16 protein-coding genes are annotated in these 18,000 nt (G+C 70.3%); 7 read left to right on the top strand and 9 right to left on the bottom strand.

Features of this window, described 5'->3' with window-relative positions:
- The first annotated feature begins 60 nt into the window (after positions 1–60).
- Entirely contained in the window at positions 61–513 is a 453-nt protein-coding gene (locus Vau01_RS02060; RefSeq protein WP_203986377.1) for a hypothetical protein, read from the top strand.
- Positions 514–602: 89 nt separating this feature from the next.
- On the opposite strand, the gene Vau01_RS02055 is transcribed toward Vau01_RS02060, so the two are convergent.
- The 4 genes from Vau01_RS02055 to Vau01_RS02040 all read right to left on the bottom strand — a co-directional run bounded on the left by Vau01_RS02055 (position 603) and on the right by Vau01_RS02040 (position 4,040).
- Positions 603–1,574 (bottom strand): amino acid ABC transporter permease, encoded by a 972-nt coding sequence (locus Vau01_RS02055; protein WP_203986375.1) that lies wholly within the window; start codon positions 1,572–1,574, stop codon positions 603–605.
- A gap of 2 nt (positions 1,575–1,576) precedes the next feature.
- The gene (locus Vau01_RS02050; RefSeq protein WP_203986372.1) at positions 1,577–2,284 is read right to left on the bottom strand and encodes an amino acid ABC transporter permease; all 708 of its coding nucleotides are present in this window, start codon (positions 2,282–2,284) and stop codon (positions 1,577–1,579) included.
- Between the two features lie 63 nt (positions 2,285–2,347).
- The gene (locus tag Vau01_RS02045; RefSeq protein WP_203986369.1) at positions 2,348–3,235 is read right to left on the bottom strand and encodes a glutamate ABC transporter substrate-binding protein; all 888 of its coding nucleotides are present in this window, start codon (positions 3,233–3,235) and stop codon (positions 2,348–2,350) included.
- Between the two features lie 37 nt (positions 3,236–3,272).
- Entirely contained in the window at positions 3,273–4,040 is a 768-nt protein-coding gene (locus tag Vau01_RS02040; protein WP_203986629.1) for an amino acid ABC transporter ATP-binding protein, read from the bottom strand.
- A 206-nt stretch (positions 4,041–4,246) separates the two neighbouring features.
- Between Vau01_RS02040 and surE the strand changes: the two genes are divergently transcribed.
- Together surE and miaB are read left to right on the top strand one after the other, a co-directional pair.
- Positions 4,247–5,029, top strand: a complete 783-nt coding sequence (gene surE, locus Vau01_RS02035; RefSeq protein WP_239151231.1) for a 5'/3'-nucleotidase SurE — start codon at positions 4,247–4,249, stop codon at positions 5,027–5,029.
- A 29-nt stretch (positions 5,030–5,058) separates the two neighbouring features.
- Positions 5,059–6,513, top strand: coding sequence for a tRNA (N6-isopentenyl adenosine(37)-C2)-methylthiotransferase MiaB (miaB, locus tag Vau01_RS02030; protein ID WP_203986365.1), 1,455 nt, complete (start codon positions 5,059–5,061; stop codon positions 6,511–6,513).
- 1 nt (position 6,514) lies between these two features.
- Here miaB and Vau01_RS02025 read toward each other — a convergent pair whose 3' ends face one another.
- A complete protein-coding gene (locus Vau01_RS02025; protein ID WP_203986627.1) occupies positions 6,515–7,723 on the bottom strand; it encodes a DUF349 domain-containing protein in 1,209 nt (402 codons plus the stop codon).
- Between the two features lie 268 nt (positions 7,724–7,991).
- Here Vau01_RS02025 and miaA point away from each other — a divergent pair, with 268 nt between their 5' ends.
- A complete protein-coding gene (gene miaA, locus Vau01_RS02020) occupies positions 7,992–8,903 on the top strand; it encodes a tRNA (adenosine(37)-N6)-dimethylallyltransferase MiaA (protein WP_203986363.1) in 912 nt (303 codons plus the stop codon).
- Positions 8,891–9,664, top strand: a complete 774-nt coding sequence (dapF, locus tag Vau01_RS02015; RefSeq protein WP_203986361.1) for a diaminopimelate epimerase — start codon at positions 8,891–8,893, stop codon at positions 9,662–9,664. Before miaA ends, dapF begins: the two co-directional genes overlap by 13 nt.
- Here dapF and Vau01_RS02010 read toward each other — a convergent pair.
- The 3 genes from Vau01_RS02010 to Vau01_RS02000 form a co-directional block, all read right to left on the bottom strand.
- The gene (locus tag Vau01_RS02010; RefSeq protein ID WP_203986359.1) at positions 9,629–10,207 is read right to left on the bottom strand and encodes an adenylate kinase; all 579 of its coding nucleotides are present in this window, start codon (positions 10,205–10,207) and stop codon (positions 9,629–9,631) included. The genes dapF and Vau01_RS02010 overlap by 36 nt on opposite strands.
- Positions 10,208–10,243: 36 nt before the next feature.
- Positions 10,244–11,884: a sensor domain-containing diguanylate cyclase gene (locus Vau01_RS02005; protein ID WP_203986357.1), complete on the bottom strand. Its 1,641-nt coding sequence runs from the start codon at positions 11,882–11,884 to the stop codon at positions 10,244–10,246.
- A 66-nt stretch (positions 11,885–11,950) separates the two neighbouring features.
- Entirely contained in the window at positions 11,951–13,417 is a 1,467-nt protein-coding gene (locus Vau01_RS02000; RefSeq protein WP_203986354.1) for an NAD-dependent malic enzyme, read from the bottom strand.
- Positions 13,418–13,534: 117 nt separating this feature from the next.
- Here Vau01_RS02000 and hflX point away from each other — a divergent pair, with 117 nt between their 5' ends.
- Positions 13,535–14,944, top strand: a complete 1,410-nt coding sequence (gene hflX, locus Vau01_RS01995) for a GTPase HflX (RefSeq protein ID WP_506018060.1) — start codon at positions 13,535–13,537, stop codon at positions 14,942–14,944.
- Positions 14,945–14,996: 52 nt separating this feature from the next.
- Positions 14,997–16,826 carry an NHL repeat-containing protein gene (locus Vau01_RS01990; RefSeq protein WP_203986349.1) on the top strand — a complete coding sequence of 610 codons (1,830 nt, stop codon included), beginning with the start codon at positions 14,997–14,999 and terminating at the stop codon, positions 16,824–16,826.
- A gap of 111 nt (positions 16,827–16,937) precedes the next feature.
- Here Vau01_RS01990 and lexA read toward each other — a convergent pair whose 3' ends face one another.
- Positions 16,938–17,618, bottom strand: coding sequence for a transcriptional repressor LexA (gene lexA / locus Vau01_RS01985; protein WP_203986625.1), 681 nt, complete (start codon positions 17,616–17,618; stop codon positions 16,938–16,940).
- Positions 17,619–18,000: the final 382 nt, after the last annotated feature.

Below are 18,000 nucleotides of genomic sequence, written 5' to 3'. Positions count from 1 at the left end.
CGCGCAGCGTAAACAAGCCGCGCAAACATGCAAACCGGCCCACGGGGCAGAATCGCGGGCATGGTGCTACTCGTGCTGGTCCACGTCGGCGTCGGCGCTGTGTGGCTCGGCTCGATGGTGTACAGCCTGGGCGTGGTGCAGCCCCGGATCGGCCGGCTGTTCGGGGATCCGGCCCGGGCGGAGGACGTCTACCGCGAGCTCGCCGCCGGCAACCGCTGGCGGGTCGTGGCGCTGATCGGTGTCCTCGGTCTCTCGGGCGCGGCACTCGTGCCGCTCCTCAGCGACGACCACGGCGACGGCTGGTGGTGGACGCTGATCGCGCTCAAGGCCGGGCTGCTGATCGCCGCGGCCGGCTGCTTCTGGTGGGTCTCCTGGCGCGGCTGGCCCGCCCGCGTCTTCGCGCTACCGGCCGAGCTCCCGGCGCTTCACCGCCGCTTCCGCGTCATAGCGATCCTGATGACCACCCTGATATCCCTCGCCTTGGCGCTGGGCGTCGTAGCCGCCCACCAATAGCAGTCGATCTTGCAGTTGTGGTGCCCCGCAAGCCCCACCAAAACGGGGCAATCGAGGCACCACAACTGCAAGATCGACGCGGGATGGCGCTATGCGTCGGCCGCGACGGCGGCGGGGGGATGGGGGGCGGCGACCTTGGGGGCTTTGCGGCCGCGAGCCAGGCGGCGTTGGGTGTACTCGGCGACCTTGGACAGCGTGTAGTTGATCGCGATGTAGATGGCGCCGATCACGATGTAGGTCTGGATGCCGTTGCCTAGGAACTGGATGGTCTGGCCGGCGACCCGCAGGATCTCCTCGTACGTGATGATGAAGCCGAGCGAGGTGTCCTTGAGCACCACCACCAGCTGGCTGATCAGCGCCGGCATCATGATCCGGTAGGCCTGCGGCAGCAGCACCATGCGCAGCGTCTGGAACGTGCTCAGGCCGATCGCGTCGGACGCCTCCCGCTGGCCGGGCGGCAGGCCCTCCATGCCGGACCGCAGGATCTCGCCGATCACCACGCTGTTGTAGATCGAGAGGCCGATCACCAGGGTGTACGTGAGGCTCGGGATCGTCAGGAAGCCGAGTTCGAGATCGGGAGCGCCGGCCTTGCTGAGCAGGACCCACACGAAGAAGATCGTGATGACCACGGGGATGCCCCGGAACACCTCGATGCAGAGCCGGGTGATCGTGTTCAGCGCGACCACGAGGCCGCGGACCACCACGCCGAGCCCGCCCATGTCGACGAAGCGGCGCTTCCGTACCGCCTTGAGCTGCACCCGGAGGATCGCGAGCGCGGTGCCGACGATCAGCGAGCAGATGATCGCCAGGACGGCCGCGATCAGCGTCGCCTTGAAGCCCTCCCCGAACCGGGTCCACAACTGGTTGAAGTTCTCGTTGCTGGGATCGATGAGCGGGCCCCACAGCTCCATCGAGAGCTGGCCCGCGTCGTCGAGCGGCCGGTAGATGAAGAAGTAGGCGCCGATCACGGCGAGCACGGTGGCGACGATGCTGACGATCACGGTCAGCCGCCTGGCGCGCGGCCCCGGTGCGTCGTACAGAACAGCCTGCTGATTATTCATGATCACCGCGCCTTAACCGTGCGACGTTCGACCCGGTCGAGCAGCAGGCCCAGCGGCATCGTCAGGATGAGGAAGCCCGCGGCGATGCCGATGAACACCGGAATCACCGGTTCGCCCTTGGAGATCACGAGGTCGTAGCCGGTCTGCGACAGGTCGCCCACCAGGCCGAAGAAGCCGGCGAGCGCCGAGTTCTTGATCATCGCGATGATCACGCTGCCCAGCGGCACGACGGACGCCTGCCAGGCCTGCGGCAGCACCACGTGCCGCAGGTTCTGGCCGAACGTGAGGCCGATCGCCCGGGCGGCCTCGGCCTGGCCGGGTGAGACGGCGTTGATGCCGCTGCGGATCGCCTCGCACACGAACGCACCGGTGTAGAGCGACAGCGCGATCACCGCGAACCGGAAGTACGGCAGGTCGTAGTCGAGCCGGGTGAAGATCAGGTTCAGGCCGGGGACGTCGAGGAACTCGGCGTTGGAGCCCAGCACCGGCAGGCCGAACACGATCATGAAGAACACGATGGTGAGCGGCGAGTTGCGGAAGACGTTGACGTACGTCGTGCCCAGCCACCGTAGCGGCGGCAGCGGCGAGATCCGCAGCACCGCGACGATGGTGCCGATCACCAGCGCGCCGATGGCCGACAGGATGCAGAGCTGGAGGGTGAGCCAGAAACCCTTCGCGAACGAGTCGAGGTTATCGATCAGCACGCTCATGGGCGCGTATCCGTTCCGAACACGGCTGTCTCACCCTCCACTTCTGTCATTTACGGACGGAACTCAGTACCGGTTGATCGTGGGCATCGCGGGCAACTTGGCGTTCGGGATCTTCCCGGCCGTGCTGTCCCATGCCTTCTTGTAGCGACCGTCCTGGTTGGCCTTCTCCAGGGTGTCGTTGATGAAGTTGCGGAAGTCGGTGTCGTCCTTCTTGAGACCGACGCCGTAGGGCTCCTTGGTGAACGTGTCACCGGCGAGCTTGAACTTGCCCTCGTTCTTCGAGATGAAGCCGAGCAGGATGACGTTGTCGGTGGTGACCGCGTCGACCTGGTTGCCGGTCAGGGCGTCGACACACTTCTGGTACGTGTCGAAGAGCACCAGCTGCTGGCCCTCGTTGGACAGGTACTTCTTGATGTTGTTGGCCGGCGTCGAGTTGGTGACCGAGCAGACCTTCTTGTTCGTGGTCTTGAACGAGTCGGGCCCGGTGATGTCGGACTCGTTGTTGCGCACCATGATCGTCTGGCCGGCCTCGTAGTACGGCCCGGCGAAGCTGATCCGCTGCTTACGGGTGTCGTTGATCGTGTAGGTGGCCACGACGATGTCGACGGTGCCCTGCTCGATCACCTGTTCGCGGACGGCGCTGGGCGACTCCGAGAACTCGACCTGGTCGTTGGTGAGGCCCAGTTCGTTGGCGATGATCTTCGCGATCTCGACGTCGAAGCCCGCGGGCTTGCCGTCGAGGCCCTTGAGACCGAAGCCGGGCTGGTCGAACTTGGTGCCGACCTTGATCTTCTTCGCGTCCTTGAGCTTCTGCATGGTGCTGCCGGCCGCGAACGTCTTGTCGGTGCTGACGTCGCCGCCGTCGCCCCCATCATCATCGCCGCCGCACGCGCTGACACCCAGCGCGAGCACCGCCACCGCCGCGTACGCGACGAGCCGGTTGATTCGCATTACTACTCCCTCCACATTCGACGCACCGCAGACAGAGCTAGTGCGTCAAAATCTTCGACAGGAAATCCTTTGCCCGGTCGCTGCGGGGCCGCGCGAAGAACTCGTCGGGCTCCGCCTCCTCGACCAACTGCCCGTCGGCCATGAAGACCACCCGGTTCGCGGCATGCCGGGCGAAACCCATCTCATGGGTGACGACGACCATGGTCATGCCGTCCCGGGCGAGCGACGTCATGACGTCGAGGACCTCGCCGACCATCTCCGGGTCGAGAGCGCTCGTGGGCTCGTCGAACAGCATCGCCTTGGGCTGCATCGCCAGCGCCCGGGCGATCGCCGCCCGCTGCTGCTGGCCGCCGGAAAGCTGGGCCGGGTACTTGTCCGCCTGGTTGGCGATGCCGACGCGGTCGAGCAGGGCATTGGCCCGGCTCCGGACTTCGCTGGACTTTTCCTTGCGGACCTTCAGCGGGCCGAGCATCACGTTCTCAAGGATGGTCTTGTGCGCGAAGAGGTTGAACGACTGGAACACCATGCCGACCTCGCTGCGGAGCTTGGCCAGCGCCTTGCCTTCGGCCGGAAGCGGCCGGTCGTCGAACCTGATCACGCCGTCGTCGATCGGCTCCAGCCGATTGATGGCCCGGCAGAGGGTGGACTTACCGGACCCGGACGGTCCGATGACGACCACCACTTCGCCCCGGGCGATGGACAGGTCGATGTCGCGCAGCACGTGCAGCGAGCCGAAATGTTTGTTGACCTTCTCGAGCACGATCAACGGGTCACCCGTCGAACCGGCCGGCCCGGTCTTGGTCATTTCCATACAGAGCCGCTCCTTATGCCCGTAGCGTCCGCCACGATGCGCGAAACTCTAATCGGGGCTCAGGACCGTGATCGGCGCGCGTACGTCACGGAGTGATAACGCCGGGCACTGTTCGTGCCCGTCAACCGGCTCGACCGTCTCGCCCCCACTGTTGGGAGCCGACAGAAATAATGCAGGTACCCGACAAAGGAGGAATCCCGGTGCACGTGCTGATCACCAACGACGACGGTATTGACAGCCCTGGCCTGGCCGCCCTGGCGATTGTTGCCCGCGATGCCGGCCACGAGGTCACCGTCGCCGCACCCAGCCGGGAGTTCTCCGGCGCCAGCGCCGCGCTCACCGCCGTCGAGAGCGACGGCCGGATCCTGGTCGAGCCGCGGACCCTGCCGGGCCTGCCCGGAGTGACGGCCTGGTCGGTGGCGGCCTCGCCGGCGTTCATCGTGCTCGTCGCGCTCACCGGCGGGCTGGGCTCGCCACCCGACCTCGTGCTGTCGGGCATCAACATCGGCGCCAACGCGGGCCGTGCCGTGACCCACTCGGGCACCGTGGGTGCCGCGCTCACCGCCGCGCTCGGCGGGTGCCGCGCGGCCGCGTTCTCCGTCGGGCACAGCATCCGGCCGCCGCAGCAGCCGTCCTGGGAGACGCCGGCCACGCTCGCTGCCCGGCTCCTGCCCGCGCTCGAGGACATCCCGCCGGGCGTCGTCCTGAATGTGAATTGTCCCGATGTGCCGTCTTTCGACCAGGTCCGCGGCGTGCGTCGGGCCCGGCTGGCCACCTTCGGTGCCGTGCAGTTCACGGTCTCCGAGCGCGGCGAGGGGTTCCTCCGGATGACGCTGGAGGACAACGAGGCCGCCCTGGAGGAGGGCACCGACGAGTACTACCTGAACAGGCAGTACGCCACGGTGACGCCGATCCGCCCGGCCGCCGAGGCGGCCGACATCGCGGTGCAGGTCGACGACGTGGATATCTCCCTGCCGGTCTAGGAGGCGACCGAATACGCTGGTCCATCGAGATGGACATGCAACAGCGCACCTACGAGGTCCGCACCTTCGGCTGCCAGATGAACGTCCACGACTCCGAGCGCCTGTCCGGGCTGCTGGAGTCGGCCGGGTACGTGAGAGCAGCCGACGGTGCGCAGGCCGACGTCGTCGTGTTCAACACCTGCGCGGTGCGGGAGAACGCCGACAACCGCCTCTACGGCAACCTCGGCCACCTGCGCCCGGTGAAGACCGCCCACCCCGGCATGCAGATCGCCGTCGGTGGCTGTCTGGCGCAGAAGGACCGCGGCGAGATAGTGCGGAAAGCCCCATGGGTGGACGTCGTGTTCGGCACCCACAACATCGGCTCGCTGCCGGCGCTGCTCGAACGCGCCCGGCACAACGAGAAGGCCGAGGTGGAGATCCTCGAGTCGCTCGAGGTGTTCCCGTCGACGCTGCCCACGAAGCGCGACAGCGCCTACGCCGGCTGGGTGTCGATCTCGGTGGGCTGCAACAACACCTGCACCTTCTGCATCGTGCCGGCGCTGCGCGGCAAGGAGAAGGACCGGCGGCCGGGTGAGATCCTGGCCGAGGTCGAGGCGCTGGTCGCCGAGGGCGTGCTGGAGGTGACGCTGCTCGGGCAGAACGTGAACTCGTACGGCGTCGAGTTCGGCGACCGGTTCGCGTTCGGCAAGCTGCTGCGGGCCACCGGCGGCATCGGGGGCCTGGAGCGGGTCCGCTTCACCAGCCCGCACCCGCGCGACTTCACCGACGACGTGATCGCCGCGATGGCCGAGACCCCGAACGTCTGCCACTCGCTGCACATGCCGATGCAGTCGGGGTCCGACGAGGTCCTCAAGCGGATGCGTCGCTCCTACCGCGCCGACAGGTACCTGAAAATCATTGAAAACGTGCGTAAAGCCATGCCCGACGCGGCGATCACCACCGACATCATCGTCGGCTTCCCCGGCGAAACGGACGACGACTTCGAACGCACCCTCGATGTGGTCAAAGCGGCCCGGTTCGCCAGCGCGTTCACGTTCCAGTACTCCAAGCGACCCGGCACGCCGGCCGCCGACATGGCCGATCAGCTGCCCAAGGCCGTCGTGCAGGAGCGCTACGAGCGGCTGATCGCCGTGCTCGAGGAGATCACCTGGGCCGAGAACAAGGCGCTGGTCGGGCGCCGCGTGGAGGTCCTGGCCGCGGTCGGTGAGGGCCGAAAAGATCAAGCAACGGGACGCATGTCAGGCCGCGCCCGCGACGGTCGGCTGGTCCACTTCGCCACCGGCGGCGGGGAGGTACGCCCGGGCGACATCGTGGAAACCGAGATCACCTACGCCGCCCCGCACCACCTGAACGCCGACGGCGCCCTGCTGAGCCACCGGAAGACCAGGGCCGGCGACGTCTGGGCGCTGGCCCAGGCCGTGCCGGCCCCGCGTCCGAAGGGAACCCTGCTGGGGACCCCGACACTGGCGGTCCGGAGCAGCTAGTTCACGAAGAGCCTTCCGCCAACCTCAGGAACTGGCGCTTCGACTCCAGCGCCTTCTCGGCCTCCTTGATCCGCTTGGCGTCGCCGGCGGCCTGTGCCCTGGCGAGGCGCTGTTCGGCCTCGGCCACCTGGTCACGCATCTGCGTCAGCAGCGGGTTGTCGGCCGGCGCGGTGCGCCGCCAGGCGGCGTCCATCGCGGTCTTGACCTTGTCTTCGACGGCGCGCAACCGGCGGTCGATGCCCGACCCGGCGTCGCGCGGCAGCCGCCCGACGTCGTGCCACTGGCCCTGGATCTCGCGGAACCTCGCCTGTGCGGCCTTCGGGTCGGCGTCGATGTCGAGCGCCTCGGCCTCGGCCAGCAGCGCCTGCTTGCGCTCCAGGTTGACCTTGAGCTCCGCGTCACGGGCCGAGAACACCTCGCTGCGACGCCGGAAGAACGCGTCCTGCGCCGCCCGGAACCGCTCCCACAGCCGCTGCTCGGTCTCCTTCGACGCCCGTGGCGCCGCCTTCCACTCGCCCATCAGCTGCTTGAGCCGGTCGGCGGTGACGTTCCACTCCGACGACTCGGCCAGCGACTCGGCCTCGACGACGAGCTCCTCCTTGCGCCCCTGAGCCTGCTTGCGCGACTGGTCCAGGGTGGCGAAGTGCGCGCCGCGCCGGCGGGCGAACCCGTCGCGGGCCGCGGCGTACCGCTTCCACAACTCGGAGTCGGTCTTCTTGTCGACGCCGCGGATGGTCTTCCACTCGTCGAGGATCTCCTTGAGCCGGTCGCCGGCGGTCTTCCAGCCGGTGGCCTCGGCGGCGATCTTCTCGGCCTCCTCGACCAGCGCGTTCTTCCGCGCGACCGCCTCGACCTTCGCGGCCTCCCGCTCGGCCCGCGCGGCACCGGCCCGCTCCTCGGCGGTGGTGGCCAGCTTGTCGAGCCGGGCGGCCAGCCCGTCGAGATCGCCGACGACATGTGCCTCGTCGAGACCGCCCCGCAACCGGCGGATGCTGCTCAAGGTCTGGGACGCGTCGGCGGCACCGCTGCCGAGGCGGGCCTCCAACAGGTCGACCTCGACCACCAGGTCGAGGTACCGGCGGACGAAGTGCGCCAGGCCCTCCTCCGGTGTACCCGCCTGCCACGACCCGACCGATCGTTCCCCCGCAGCGGTCTTCACGTACACGGTGCCGTCGGAGTCGATCCGGCCGAAATTAGCCGGATCAGAAATACCCCGCTCGCTCATGACCCATCCTCGTTCCATCCGGCCACCCGGCGAATCCGGGCAAGACCCGGCGCCACCGGTGCCGCCATCGCACCAGTCATTGTCCCCGACCGGCATTCTCACAGGTCGTCTAAGGGTTACGTCGACCCCTCGCCGCCGATTCGTGACCTTCAGCAGGCGCTTCGGCACGTCAAGGCGGGTCCGTGCCACCAGTTAAATGCCGGCCGACCTGCCCGGCTACCGTATTTGCCGTGTCCGTCTGGATATTCCTCGCATGACGGTCGTCGCGGTCGTCGGCCCGACCGCCACCGGCAAGACCGCCCTGTCGCTGGCGCTCGCCGCGGAGCTGGGCGGCGAGGTGGTGAACGCCGATTCGATGCAGCTCTACCGCGGCATGGACATCGGCACCGCCAAGCTCGACGCCGCCGAGCGGAACGGGATTGATCACCACGTACTGGATATCTGGGACGTTACCGAGCCGGCCAGCGTCGCCGAGTACCAGCGCCTCGCCCGGGCGGCGATCGACGACATCGCCGCGCGCAACCGCGTCCCGTTGCTCGTGGGTGGTTCGGGCCTGTACGTCCGCGCGGTCCTGGAGGATTTCGAATTTCCCGGCACCGACCCGGACCTGCGCGCGGGCCTGGAGGCCGACCTCGCCGCGCACGGCCCGGCGGCGCTGCACGGCCGCCTGCGCGAACGCGACCCCGCGGCCGCCGAGCGGATCCTGCCGACCAACGGCCGGCGGATCGTGCGCGCGCTCGAGGTGATCACGATCACCGGCCGGCCGTTCGTGGCCGAACTCCCGGCGCCCCGGCCGGTGTACGAGGCGGTGCAGATCGGGGTCGACCGCGAGACACCGGATCTTGACGACCGCGTCTCCCGCCGGGTCGACGCGATGTGGGCGGCCGGGCTGGTCGCGGAGGTGTCCGGACTGGTCGCGGTCGGGCTCCGCGACGGGCGGACGGCCAGCCGCGCGCTCGGCTACCAGCAGGTGCTCCGGTTCCTGGACGGCGTGGGCACCGAGGACGACGCGCGCCTGGAGACGGCGCGGGCGACGCGGAGGTTCGTCCGGCGGCAGCGGTCCTGGTTCCGGCGCGACCCCTCGGTACGCTGGCTGGACGCGGCCCGCCCCGACCTGGTCGGCGCCGCGCTGGCGCTGGTAGCGGAGAGTCCATGCGATTTCTGAAGGCCCATGGGACCGGGAACGACTTCGTCGTGCTGCCCGACCCCGACGGCGCGCTCGACCTCACGCCCGACCTGGTGCGGGCGCTGTGCGACCGGCGGTTCGGCATCGGCGCCGACGGGATTCTCCGTGCGGTGCGCCAGGACGGCTCGTGGTTCATGGACTACCGGAACTCCGACGGCACCGTGGCCGAGATGTGCGGCAACGGCGCCCGGGTGTTCGCCCGGTTCCTGGTGGCCGAGGGGCTGGTGGCCGGTCCGAAGTTGTCGTTCGGCACGCGCGACGGCGTCTCCGAGGCTGTGGTGGAGGGTGCCGAGATCGCCATCGCGATGCGGCGGCCGCGGCTCCTCGGGCGCGGGTCGGCGACGCTCGGATCCCTGACGCTCACCGGCGAGTCGGTCGACGTCGGCAACCCGCACCTCGTGTGCCGGGTACCCGACGTGTCGGTGATCGACCTGTCGGCGCCGCCGGTCTTCGACCCGTCGTCGTTCCCGGAAGGTGTGAACGTCGAGGTCGTCTCGGCAGACGGGCGGATGCGCGTCTACGAGCGGGGCTCGGGGGAGACGCTCTCGTGCGGCACCGGCGCGTGCGCGGTGGCCGCGGTGCTGCTGGAGGGTTCGAACGGCACGGTGCCGATCGACGTGGCCGGCGGCCGGGTGACGGTGACGATCGAGAGCGAGCGGTGCTGGCTCGCCGGCCCGGCGGTGCTGGTGGCCGAGGGGACCGTCTCAGTCGACCAGATGCTTGCGGCGCGCCCGCTGTAGCTGCACGACGATCGACCAGGTGACCTCGTCGACCGGCCGGCCGCCGTTGACGGTCACCAGCTTCTCCCGCTCGGCGTAGTACGCGATCAGCGGCATCGTCTTCTCCTCGTACACCTTCAGCCGGTGCCTGATCACGGAGTCGCTGTCGTCCTCACCGCGGCCGCGGGCCTTGAGCCGGCGCAGCAGTTCCTCGGGCGACACCTCGATGTGCACGGTGAGCTGCACCTGGACGCCCAGCTCACCGGCCACCGCGTAGGCCGCCTCGGCCTGCTCGACGGTGCGGGGGAAGCCATCGAGGATGTAGCCGCCCGACGCGCTGGCCGCCATGACCGGTTTGTACAGCATGTCCATGATGATGGCGTCGGGTACGAGATCGCCCCGGTCGATGTACTCCGCCACCTGCCGGCCGATCGCGGTTTCCTCCTTGACGTGCCGGCGCAGCAGGTCACCGCTGGAGATGTGGGTCAGCCCGAAGTGACGGGCGATGCGAGCGGCCTGCGTGCCCTTGCCCGCGCCCGGCGCACCGATCAGCAGCACCCGCACGGGTCGATGCTACCGATCCGTACTTCACGCCGCTTCTCACGCGGCGGCGTGAGTGGCGCTCACCACCAGCGCCAGCCGACCCGTTCGTTGCCGTTTGGCCTGGTACATGGCGGTGTCGGCGCGGGCGACGAGCGCGTCGGCGTCCATGTCGCCCGGGCGGGCCCACGCGACGCCGATGCTGGCCCGGACCTGGACCCGCCGGTCGCCGAGGTCGAGGCCGCAGCCGGCCAGGTGCCGGGCGATGTGCTCGCCGATCTGCCGGGCCTCCGCCGGACCGGCCACGCCGCGGGCCACCACCAGGAACTCGTCGCCGCCGAGCCGGCCGATCAGGTCGGTCTCGCGAGCTGCTGCTGATTTGTCGCCGAGAGAGGCGACGGCAGTCCGCAGTTCGGTGCCCACGTAACGGAGCAGCGCGTCGCCGGCCGCGTGGCCGAGGCCGTCGTTGATCTCCTTGAACTCGTTGAGGTCGAGGAAGACGACGGCGATCCCGTCGCCGTCGCCGTCGAGGTCCTCCTCGACGGCGGCCAGCACGGAGACGCGGTTGAGGCACCCGGTGAGGGCGTCGTAGGTGGCGAGCTGGCGGAGTTCCTCGCGCAGGCGGGCGGACTCGGTGATGTCGGTCGCGCAGACCACCACGCCGGCCTGACCGTCGAGCGGCCGGATGTTGACCATGGTCCGGCGCAGCTCGCCGTCCTGGGCCCGGTAGGCGACCTCCAGGTCGGAGTCGACGTCGTCGCGCAGGGCGGCGAGCAGCGCGGGCATCACCGTCGGCCCGTCCCTGGTGGTGGTCGTCGCGTCGAGCGACGTGCCGAGCCGGTCGCCGAACATCTCCACGGCCCGCTCGTTCTGGTAGGTGATCCGCAGCTCCGGGTCGACCTGCACGACGCCGACCGGCAGCGCCTCGGTCAACCGGCGCAGCAGTTGCTCGTTGGCGGCCAGCGCCTCCTGGGCGGCCATCTCGTCGGAGACGTTCAGCATCTCGGCGATCACGCCGGGCTGCTCGGCGTTGTCGAGCTGGTTGTGGTTGGTGATCTCCAGCCACAGGTAGTGACCGTCGCGGTGCCGGTGGCGCAGCCGGACCCGGCGGGCCGCGCCGGGGTTGGCGAGCATGTCCATCCAGCTCTCGATGGCGCGCTGGTGGTCGTCGGGGTGCAGCAGGTCGAGGGTGCGCCGGCCGATCAGCTCGTCCGGCGTCCAGCCGAGCATCTTCGGCGTCGCCTCGTCGACCGTGGTGATCACCGCGACCCCGTCCTTGCGGACGACGCCGACCCGCGGCACGACCTCGACCTCGTCGAACCGCTTGGAACCGAGCACCTGGCCGGTGAAGTCGGTGACGAGGCACAGCACCACGCCGTACCGGTACCGGGTGTCGATGAAGTGCAGCCGGACCGTCTCGTCCGGCGCGGTCACCGGGTGCACGATCGCGTTGGAGACCCCGTCCCGGGCCACCCGCTCCCAGGCGTCGATCACCGTCACGTGATCGTCGGGCACCACGAGCTCCATCGCCGACGGCGCGCCGCTGATCACGTGGTGACCCTGGAGCGGAACGTCCGCCGGCATCGGCGTGAACAGGCCGTTGTCGCCGACCGCGACGATCATGGCACCGGGATGCTGCGCGAACAACGTGTCGAGGACCATGTCACGGTCCGCCACGTCGATACTCGCCTCATGCGCCATGCCCGGACCATCGGCTCACCCCGGCCGAACGGAAGGGCGAACGGGGTGTGGCCTCGGTCACTATTTTCAGAAGCCGGGGACGGCCGTGCGCCCTTCCACCTCGGCGTCCACGTCGCTGTCGACCTCGCTGTCGACCACCTGGCCGCCCTTCGCGGCGGCCCGGACCGCCGCGGCCACCGCCGGCGCGACCCGGGCGTCGAACACGCTCGGCACGATGACCGTCGGGTTGACCTTGTCCTCGCCGACGGTGTCGGCGATCGCGCGGGCCGCGGCGACGCCCATGTCGTCGGTGTACCCGGTGGCGTGCGCGTCGAGCATGCCCCGGAACACGCCCGGGAAGGCGAGCACGTTGTTGATCTGGTTCGGCTGGTCGGAGCGTCCCGTCGCCACCACCGCCGCGTGCTCGCGGGCCTCCCGCGGGTCGACCTCCGGGTCGGGGTTGGCCAGCGCGAAGACGATCGACCGGGGCGCCATCGTGGCGATGTCGTCGCCGTTGAGCAGGTTCGGCGCGCTGACGCCGATGAACACGTCGGCGCCACGGATCGCGGTTCTGAGGTCCCCTTGGATGTTGCTTCTGTTGGTGTTCTGGGCCAGCCACTCCCAGTTCGGGTTCACGGCCGGTGAACCGCGGTGCAGGGCGCCGGCGCGGTCGACCGCCACGACGTCCCCGACGCCCTCCCGCAACAGCAACTTGACGATCGCGGTGCCGGCCGCGCCGGCGCCGCACACGACGACGCGGACGTCGCTGATCGCCTTCTCGACGCAGCGCAACGCGTTGGTGAGCGCGGCCAGCACCACGATCGCGGTGCCGTGCTGATCGTCGTGGAAGACCGGGATGTCGAGCATCTCGCGCAGCCGCGCCTCGATCTCGAAGCAGCGCGGCGCGGCGATGTCCTCCAGGTTGATGCCACCGTAGGCCGGCGCGATGCACCGGACGACGTTGATGATCTCCTCGGTGTCCTGCGTGTCGAGCACGACCGGCCAGGCGTCGACGCCGGCGAACCGCTTGAACAGCGCCGCCTTGCCTTCCATCACCGGCAGCGCGGCGGCCGGGCCGAGGTTGCCCAGCCCGAGGACGGCCGATCCGTCGGTGACCACCGCGACCGTGTTGCGCTTGATGGTCAGGCGGCGGGCGTCTTCCGGATTGTTGGCGATCGCCAGGCACACCCGGGCGACCCCGGGGGTGTAGGCGCGGGAGAGCTCGTCGCGGTTGCGGAGCGCGACCTTCGACGTCACCTCGATCTTGCCGCCGAGGTGGAGCAGGAACGTGCGGTCGGAGACCTTGCGGACCTCGACGCCGGGCAGTTCCTCGAGAATGTCCACGACCTGCTCGGCGTGGGCGGAGTCGGCGGTGTCGCAGGTGACGTCGACGACCACGCTGGTGGGGTCGGAGTCGACCACGTCGACGGCGGTGACCACGCCGCCCGCGTCGCCGACCGCGGTGGTCAACCGTCCGATCGCCGACGCATCGGCGGGTACCTGGATCCGGACGGTGATCGAGAACCCGGCACTGGGGAGACGTCCCCTGCTCATCGTGCTTCCTTTCGTACTCCCTTGTACGCGGCGTCCCACTTTAGACCCGCCCCGGGTGGAATGCGGGTGCGGTCTGCGGGAAGGCGTGCCACGATCGAAGTTCTGGAGGGGTGCCACTTGCGACTTACCGAAGACATTCTCGAACTCGACACCGGTGCACTCGATCTCGAGGACCGTAACGCGCTGCGCCGCGTCGCGGGCCTGTCCACCGAACTCGCCGACGTCACCGAGGTCGAATACCGGCAGCTCCGGCTCGAGCGCGTCGTGCTCGTCGGCGTGTGGACCGAGGGCACGGTCGCCGACGCGGAGAACTCGTTGTCCGAGCTCGCGGCGCTGGCCGACACGGCTGGTGCGGTGGTGCTCGACGGGCTCATCCAGCGGCGGCAGCGGCCCGATCCGTCCACGTACGTCGGCCGCGGCAAGGTCACCGACCTGCGCGCCGTCGTGGTCGACACCGGCGCCGACACCGTGATCTGCGACGGCGAGCTCTCGCCCAGCCAGCTGCGGAACCTGGAAGAACAGGTGAAGGTCAAGGTCATCGACCGCACCGCGCTGATCCTCGACATCTTCGCCCAGCACGCGAAGAGCAAAGAGGGCAAGGCGCAGGTCGAGCTGGCCCAGCTGCAGTACCTGCTGCCCCGGCTGCGTGGTTGGGGTGCGGCGTTGAGCCGGCAGGCCGGTGGCTCGGCCGGCGGCAACGGCGGCGTGGGCCTGCGCGGTCCCGGTGAAACCAAGATCGAAACCGACCGGCGGCGCATCAACAGCCGCATCGCCCGGCTCCGTCGGCAGATCGCCGGCATGGCCTCGATGCGGGACACGAAGCGGGGCAACCGGCGCCGCAACAACGTGCCGAGCGTGGCGATCGCCGGCTACACCAACGCGGGCAAGTCCAGCCTGCTCAACCGGCTCACCGGTGCCGGCGTGCTGGTCGAGAACGCGCTGTTCGCGACGCTCGACACCACCACCCGGCAGGCCCGCACGCCGGAGGGCCGGTCGTACACGCTCTCCGACACGGTCGGGTTCGTGCGGCACCTGCCGCACCAACTGGTCGAGGCGTTCCGCTCGACGCTGGAGGAGGTGGCGCAGTCCGATCTCGTCGTGCACGTGGTCGACGGTGCCCATCCCGATCCCGAGGAGCAGGTGCGCGCCGTCCGCGAGGTGCTCGCCGACGTCGAAGCCGACAAGGTGCCCGAGCTGCTCGTGGTCAACAAGGCCGACGCCGCCGACGAGGAGACGCTGCTGCGGCTCAAGCGGCTGTGGCCGGAGGCCGTGTTCGTCTCGGCCCGCACCGGCACCGGCGTCGACGAGTTGCGTGCCGCGGTCGAGGAGCGGCTGCCGTGGCTGGCCATCGAGGTGCGCGCATGCGTCCCGTACGCGCGGGGCGAGGTGCTGGCGCGCGTCCACAGCCGGGGCGAGGTGCTCGAGACCGCGCACCGTGGCGAGGGAACGTTTGTCCATGCCCGGGTCGATGAGGCCCTGGCAGCCGAGTTGGCACCATATGTTGTCGATGGTGACCACATAGAGTGATGTGCCCGTAGGGCCAACACCGGTTCTCAGACGGCTCTGTCATTCTGGACCGATGCGGCGTCTGAGATCGGTGTTGGCGGCGGCTGGTTGCGTCGCGCTGGCGGCGGTGGCTGTCCAACCGGGAGCGGCCTCCGCCGCACCGTCTCCGTCCGGTTCGGGAGCGGCCGCGGGCAGCGGTGGCGGCCAGACGGTCTGCAACATCACCGACAAGAACCTGCTGGAGATCTCCGGCCTCGCCGCTGTCGACAACGGTTACCTGGCGGTCAACGACAGCGCCCAGGACCAGTCCACGATGCGGATCTACCGGCTCGACAACCAGTGCAAGGTGGTCAACTCCACCGCCTACCCGTCGGCCGCGCTCGATCCCGAAGACCTGGCGGTCGCACCCGACGGCGCGATCTGGTCGGCCGACATCGGTGACAACGACGGCAAGCGCCCGACGGTCGCGCTGTGGAAGATCCCGCCGAACGAGCGCACCCCGGTGATCCACCGCGTCACCTATCCCGACGGGGCGAGAGACGCCGAGGCACTGTTGATCAACGGCGACGGGACGCCGATCATCGTCACCAAGGAGGGCGGCAAGCCCGGCATCTACGTGCCGTCCGCCCCGCTGCAGCCCCGCAACAACACCGGCGTGCCGCTGAAGCGGGTCGGCGAGTTCACGTTGCCGGCGAGCAGCACCCCGAACCCGCTGGGTCCCCCCGGACGCCTGGTGGTGACCGGCGGCGCCACCTCCGCCGACGGCAAGAAGGTGGCGCTGCGCACCTACGCCGATGCCCTGGAATGGGACGTCCCCGACGGTGACGTGGTCAAGGCGATCACCACCGGCAAGCCCCGCGTGACCCCGCTGCCGAACGAACCTCAGGGCGAGTCGATCACCTACTCCCGGGACGGCAAGTCGTTCCTGACCGCGTCCGAGCTGCCGCCCGGCAGCAAGCAGAACCCGCTGCTGCGCTACACCCCGGCGGCAGCCGCCACCCCCGCGGCCGGCGCCACCAAGAAGGCCGCCGGCGACACCGAGGACGGCGGCGGCGGTCTCCTGTCGATCGACTCGATCAACGAGATCATGTACATGGTCGGCGCCGTCGGAGTGCTCGGGCTGATCCTGGTGGTGGTCGGGGTGTTCGCGATCCGGCGGTCCCGGACCAACCGGCGGGCCGCCGCGGCGGCGGCTCGGATGGGCCGGGACGGTCCCGGTGGCCCTGGTGGCCCCGGTGGACCTGGTGGCGGCCCCGGTGGACCCGGCGGCCCTTCCGGGCCTGGTGGGCCAGGGGGTCGGGGTGGTGCGGGCACAGCGCGGGTGGCCGCGCGATCGGCTCCCTTCGACGACTTCGCCGAGTTCGAGGAGCCGCTGACTCAGGGCGGTGGCCGCGGCGGACCCGGCGCAGCCGCCGGCCGTGGTGCCATGGGCGGCGGTGGCCGCGGTCCGGGTGGTCCCGGTGGCCCGGGCGGCGGCTCCGGCGGCGGCGTTGGCCGCGGGCCGGGTGGCCCTGGTGGCCCTGGTGGCCCGGGTGGCGGCGGTCCGGGCGGTGGCCGTGGGCCAGGCGGCCCGGGTGGCGGCCCGGGTGGCGTTGGCCCGGGTGTCGCCGTCTCGGGTGGCGGCCGCGGCGGTCCGGGCGGGCCGGGCGGACGTGGCGGCGGCCCTGGTGGCCCCGGTGGGCCCGGCGGCAACCGAGGCGGCAGCGAACGCACCGGCTCGGTCTACCGAACCGGCGACATCCACGGCGGCACCGGCGACATCCACGGTGGCTCGGGCCGAGGCGTCCCCTCGACCGGCGACGGCCGCGGCGGCGGAGGCGTCTACGGCGGACGGCGCGCACCGGCGCCTCCCGACATGGACTGGGACGAGGACCCCCGCGACCACCCGGGCTACAGCCGCTAGCAGAGCGGTGCACGCCTTGGATCTTGGACTCTCGTTCACGCCATGGCGGCGTGTACCGGAGTCCAAGATCGGGTGGGTCGCGTGGGCGGGTGCCGACGGGCTCCGGCGGGGTCAGATGCGGCGGAGGACGGCCACCACCCGTCCCATGATGGTTGCCTGGTCGCCGTTGATCGGCTCGAACGCGGGGTTCTGCGGCATGAGCCAGACATGCCCGTCGCGGCGGCGGTAGGTCTTGACGGTGGCCTCGCCTTCGAGCATGGCGGCGACGATCTCGCCGTTGTTGGCGGTGGGCTGCTGGCGGACCACGACCCAGTCGCCGTCGCAGATTGCGGCGTCGAGCATCGAGTCGCCCTTGACCTGGAGCAGGAAGAGCGTGCCCTCGCCGACGAGTTCCCGGGGAAGCGGGAAGACGTCTTCGACGGCCTGCTCGGCGAGGATCGGGCCACCGGCGGCGATCCGGCCCAGCACCGGCACGAAGGCGGGCGCGGGGCGGGCCGAGCGGATCGCCTCCTCGTCTTCGTTGACCAGCTCGCTGGGCGGACGCACGTCGACCGCCCGGGGACGGTTCGGGTCGCGTCGCAGGTAGCCCTTGCCCTCGAGCACCTTCAACTGGTAGGCGACGCTCGACGGCGACACCAACCCGACGGCCTCGCCGATCTCGCGGACGCTCGGCGGGTAGCCGTACCGCTCGACCCAGCTGCGGATGAACTCGAGGATGCGTTGCTGCCGCGCCGTGAGGTCGGACGCGAACAGGTCGGGGAAGGCGCTGACCACGGCCGTGACCGCGCGGATCTCCTGCTCACCTCCCCGCTGGCGGTTCGACTTCCGTGGCCGGGAGCCCGACGAGCGGGCCGAACCGGCACCGGAAGCGGCCGGGGTGGCGGGAACGGCGGCCGGACCGGTGCCCTGCGCGGGCGCGCGGCCGGGAGCCGCGGGGGCGGCGCGGGCGGCGGAGCGGTTGGCGGCCCGACCGGTAGCGGACGGCGAGGCCGCCGCCTGAACGGCCGGAGTGCTTCCCGCCGCGGCGATGCGACCCGTGGTGGCGCGGCCGGCGGTGGTGCCGGCGGAGCGGGCTGCCGTCTCGGATTTACCGGACGGCCCCGCGGTGGTGCCGGCGGTGGTGCCGGCCGGGCGGGCTGCCGTCTCGGATTTAGCGGACGGGCCGGCCTGGGCG

Source organism: Virgisporangium aurantiacum, assembly GCF_016863635.1.
Lineage (GTDB): Bacteria > Actinomycetota > Actinomycetes > Mycobacteriales > Micromonosporaceae > Virgisporangium > Virgisporangium aurantiacum.
The sequence above is the reverse complement of the archived record's forward strand: the minus strand, read 5'-3'. Positions and strand labels throughout refer to the sequence as shown.

Excerpts from the sequence above, each read along its gene's own strand:
- dapF (WP_203986361.1), top strand. The coding sequence starts at position 8,891 with ATGCGATTTCTGAAGGCCCATGGGACCGGGAACGACTTCGTCGTGCTG.
- Vau01_RS02040 (WP_203986629.1), bottom strand. The coding sequence starts at position 4,040 with ATGACCAAGACCGGGCCGGCCGGTTCGACGGGTGACCCGTTGATCGTG.
- Vau01_RS02000 (WP_203986354.1), bottom strand. The coding sequence starts at position 13,417 with ATGAGCAGGGGACGTCTCCCCAGTGCCGGGTTCTCGATCACCGTCCGG.
- Vau01_RS02045 (WP_203986369.1), bottom strand. The coding sequence starts at position 3,235 with ATGCGAATCAACCGGCTCGTCGCGTACGCGGCGGTGGCGGTGCTCGCG.
- Vau01_RS02050 (WP_203986372.1), bottom strand. The coding sequence starts at position 2,284 with ATGAGCGTGCTGATCGATAACCTCGACTCGTTCGCGAAGGGTTTCTGG.
- Vau01_RS02055 (WP_203986375.1), bottom strand. The coding sequence starts at position 1,574 with ATGAATAATCAGCAGGCTGTTCTGTACGACGCACCGGGGCCGCGCGCC.
- miaA (WP_203986363.1), top strand. The coding sequence starts at position 7,992 with ATGACGGTCGTCGCGGTCGTCGGCCCGACCGCCACCGGCAAGACCGCC.
- miaB (WP_203986365.1), top strand. The coding sequence starts at position 5,059 with ATGGACATGCAACAGCGCACCTACGAGGTCCGCACCTTCGGCTGCCAG.
- Vau01_RS01990 (WP_203986349.1), top strand. The coding sequence starts at position 14,997 with ATGCGGCGTCTGAGATCGGTGTTGGCGGCGGCTGGTTGCGTCGCGCTG.
- Vau01_RS02060 (WP_203986377.1), top strand. The coding sequence starts at position 61 with ATGGTGCTACTCGTGCTGGTCCACGTCGGCGTCGGCGCTGTGTGGCTC.
- Vau01_RS02005 (WP_203986357.1), bottom strand. The coding sequence starts at position 11,884 with ATGGCGCATGAGGCGAGTATCGACGTGGCGGACCGTGACATGGTCCTC.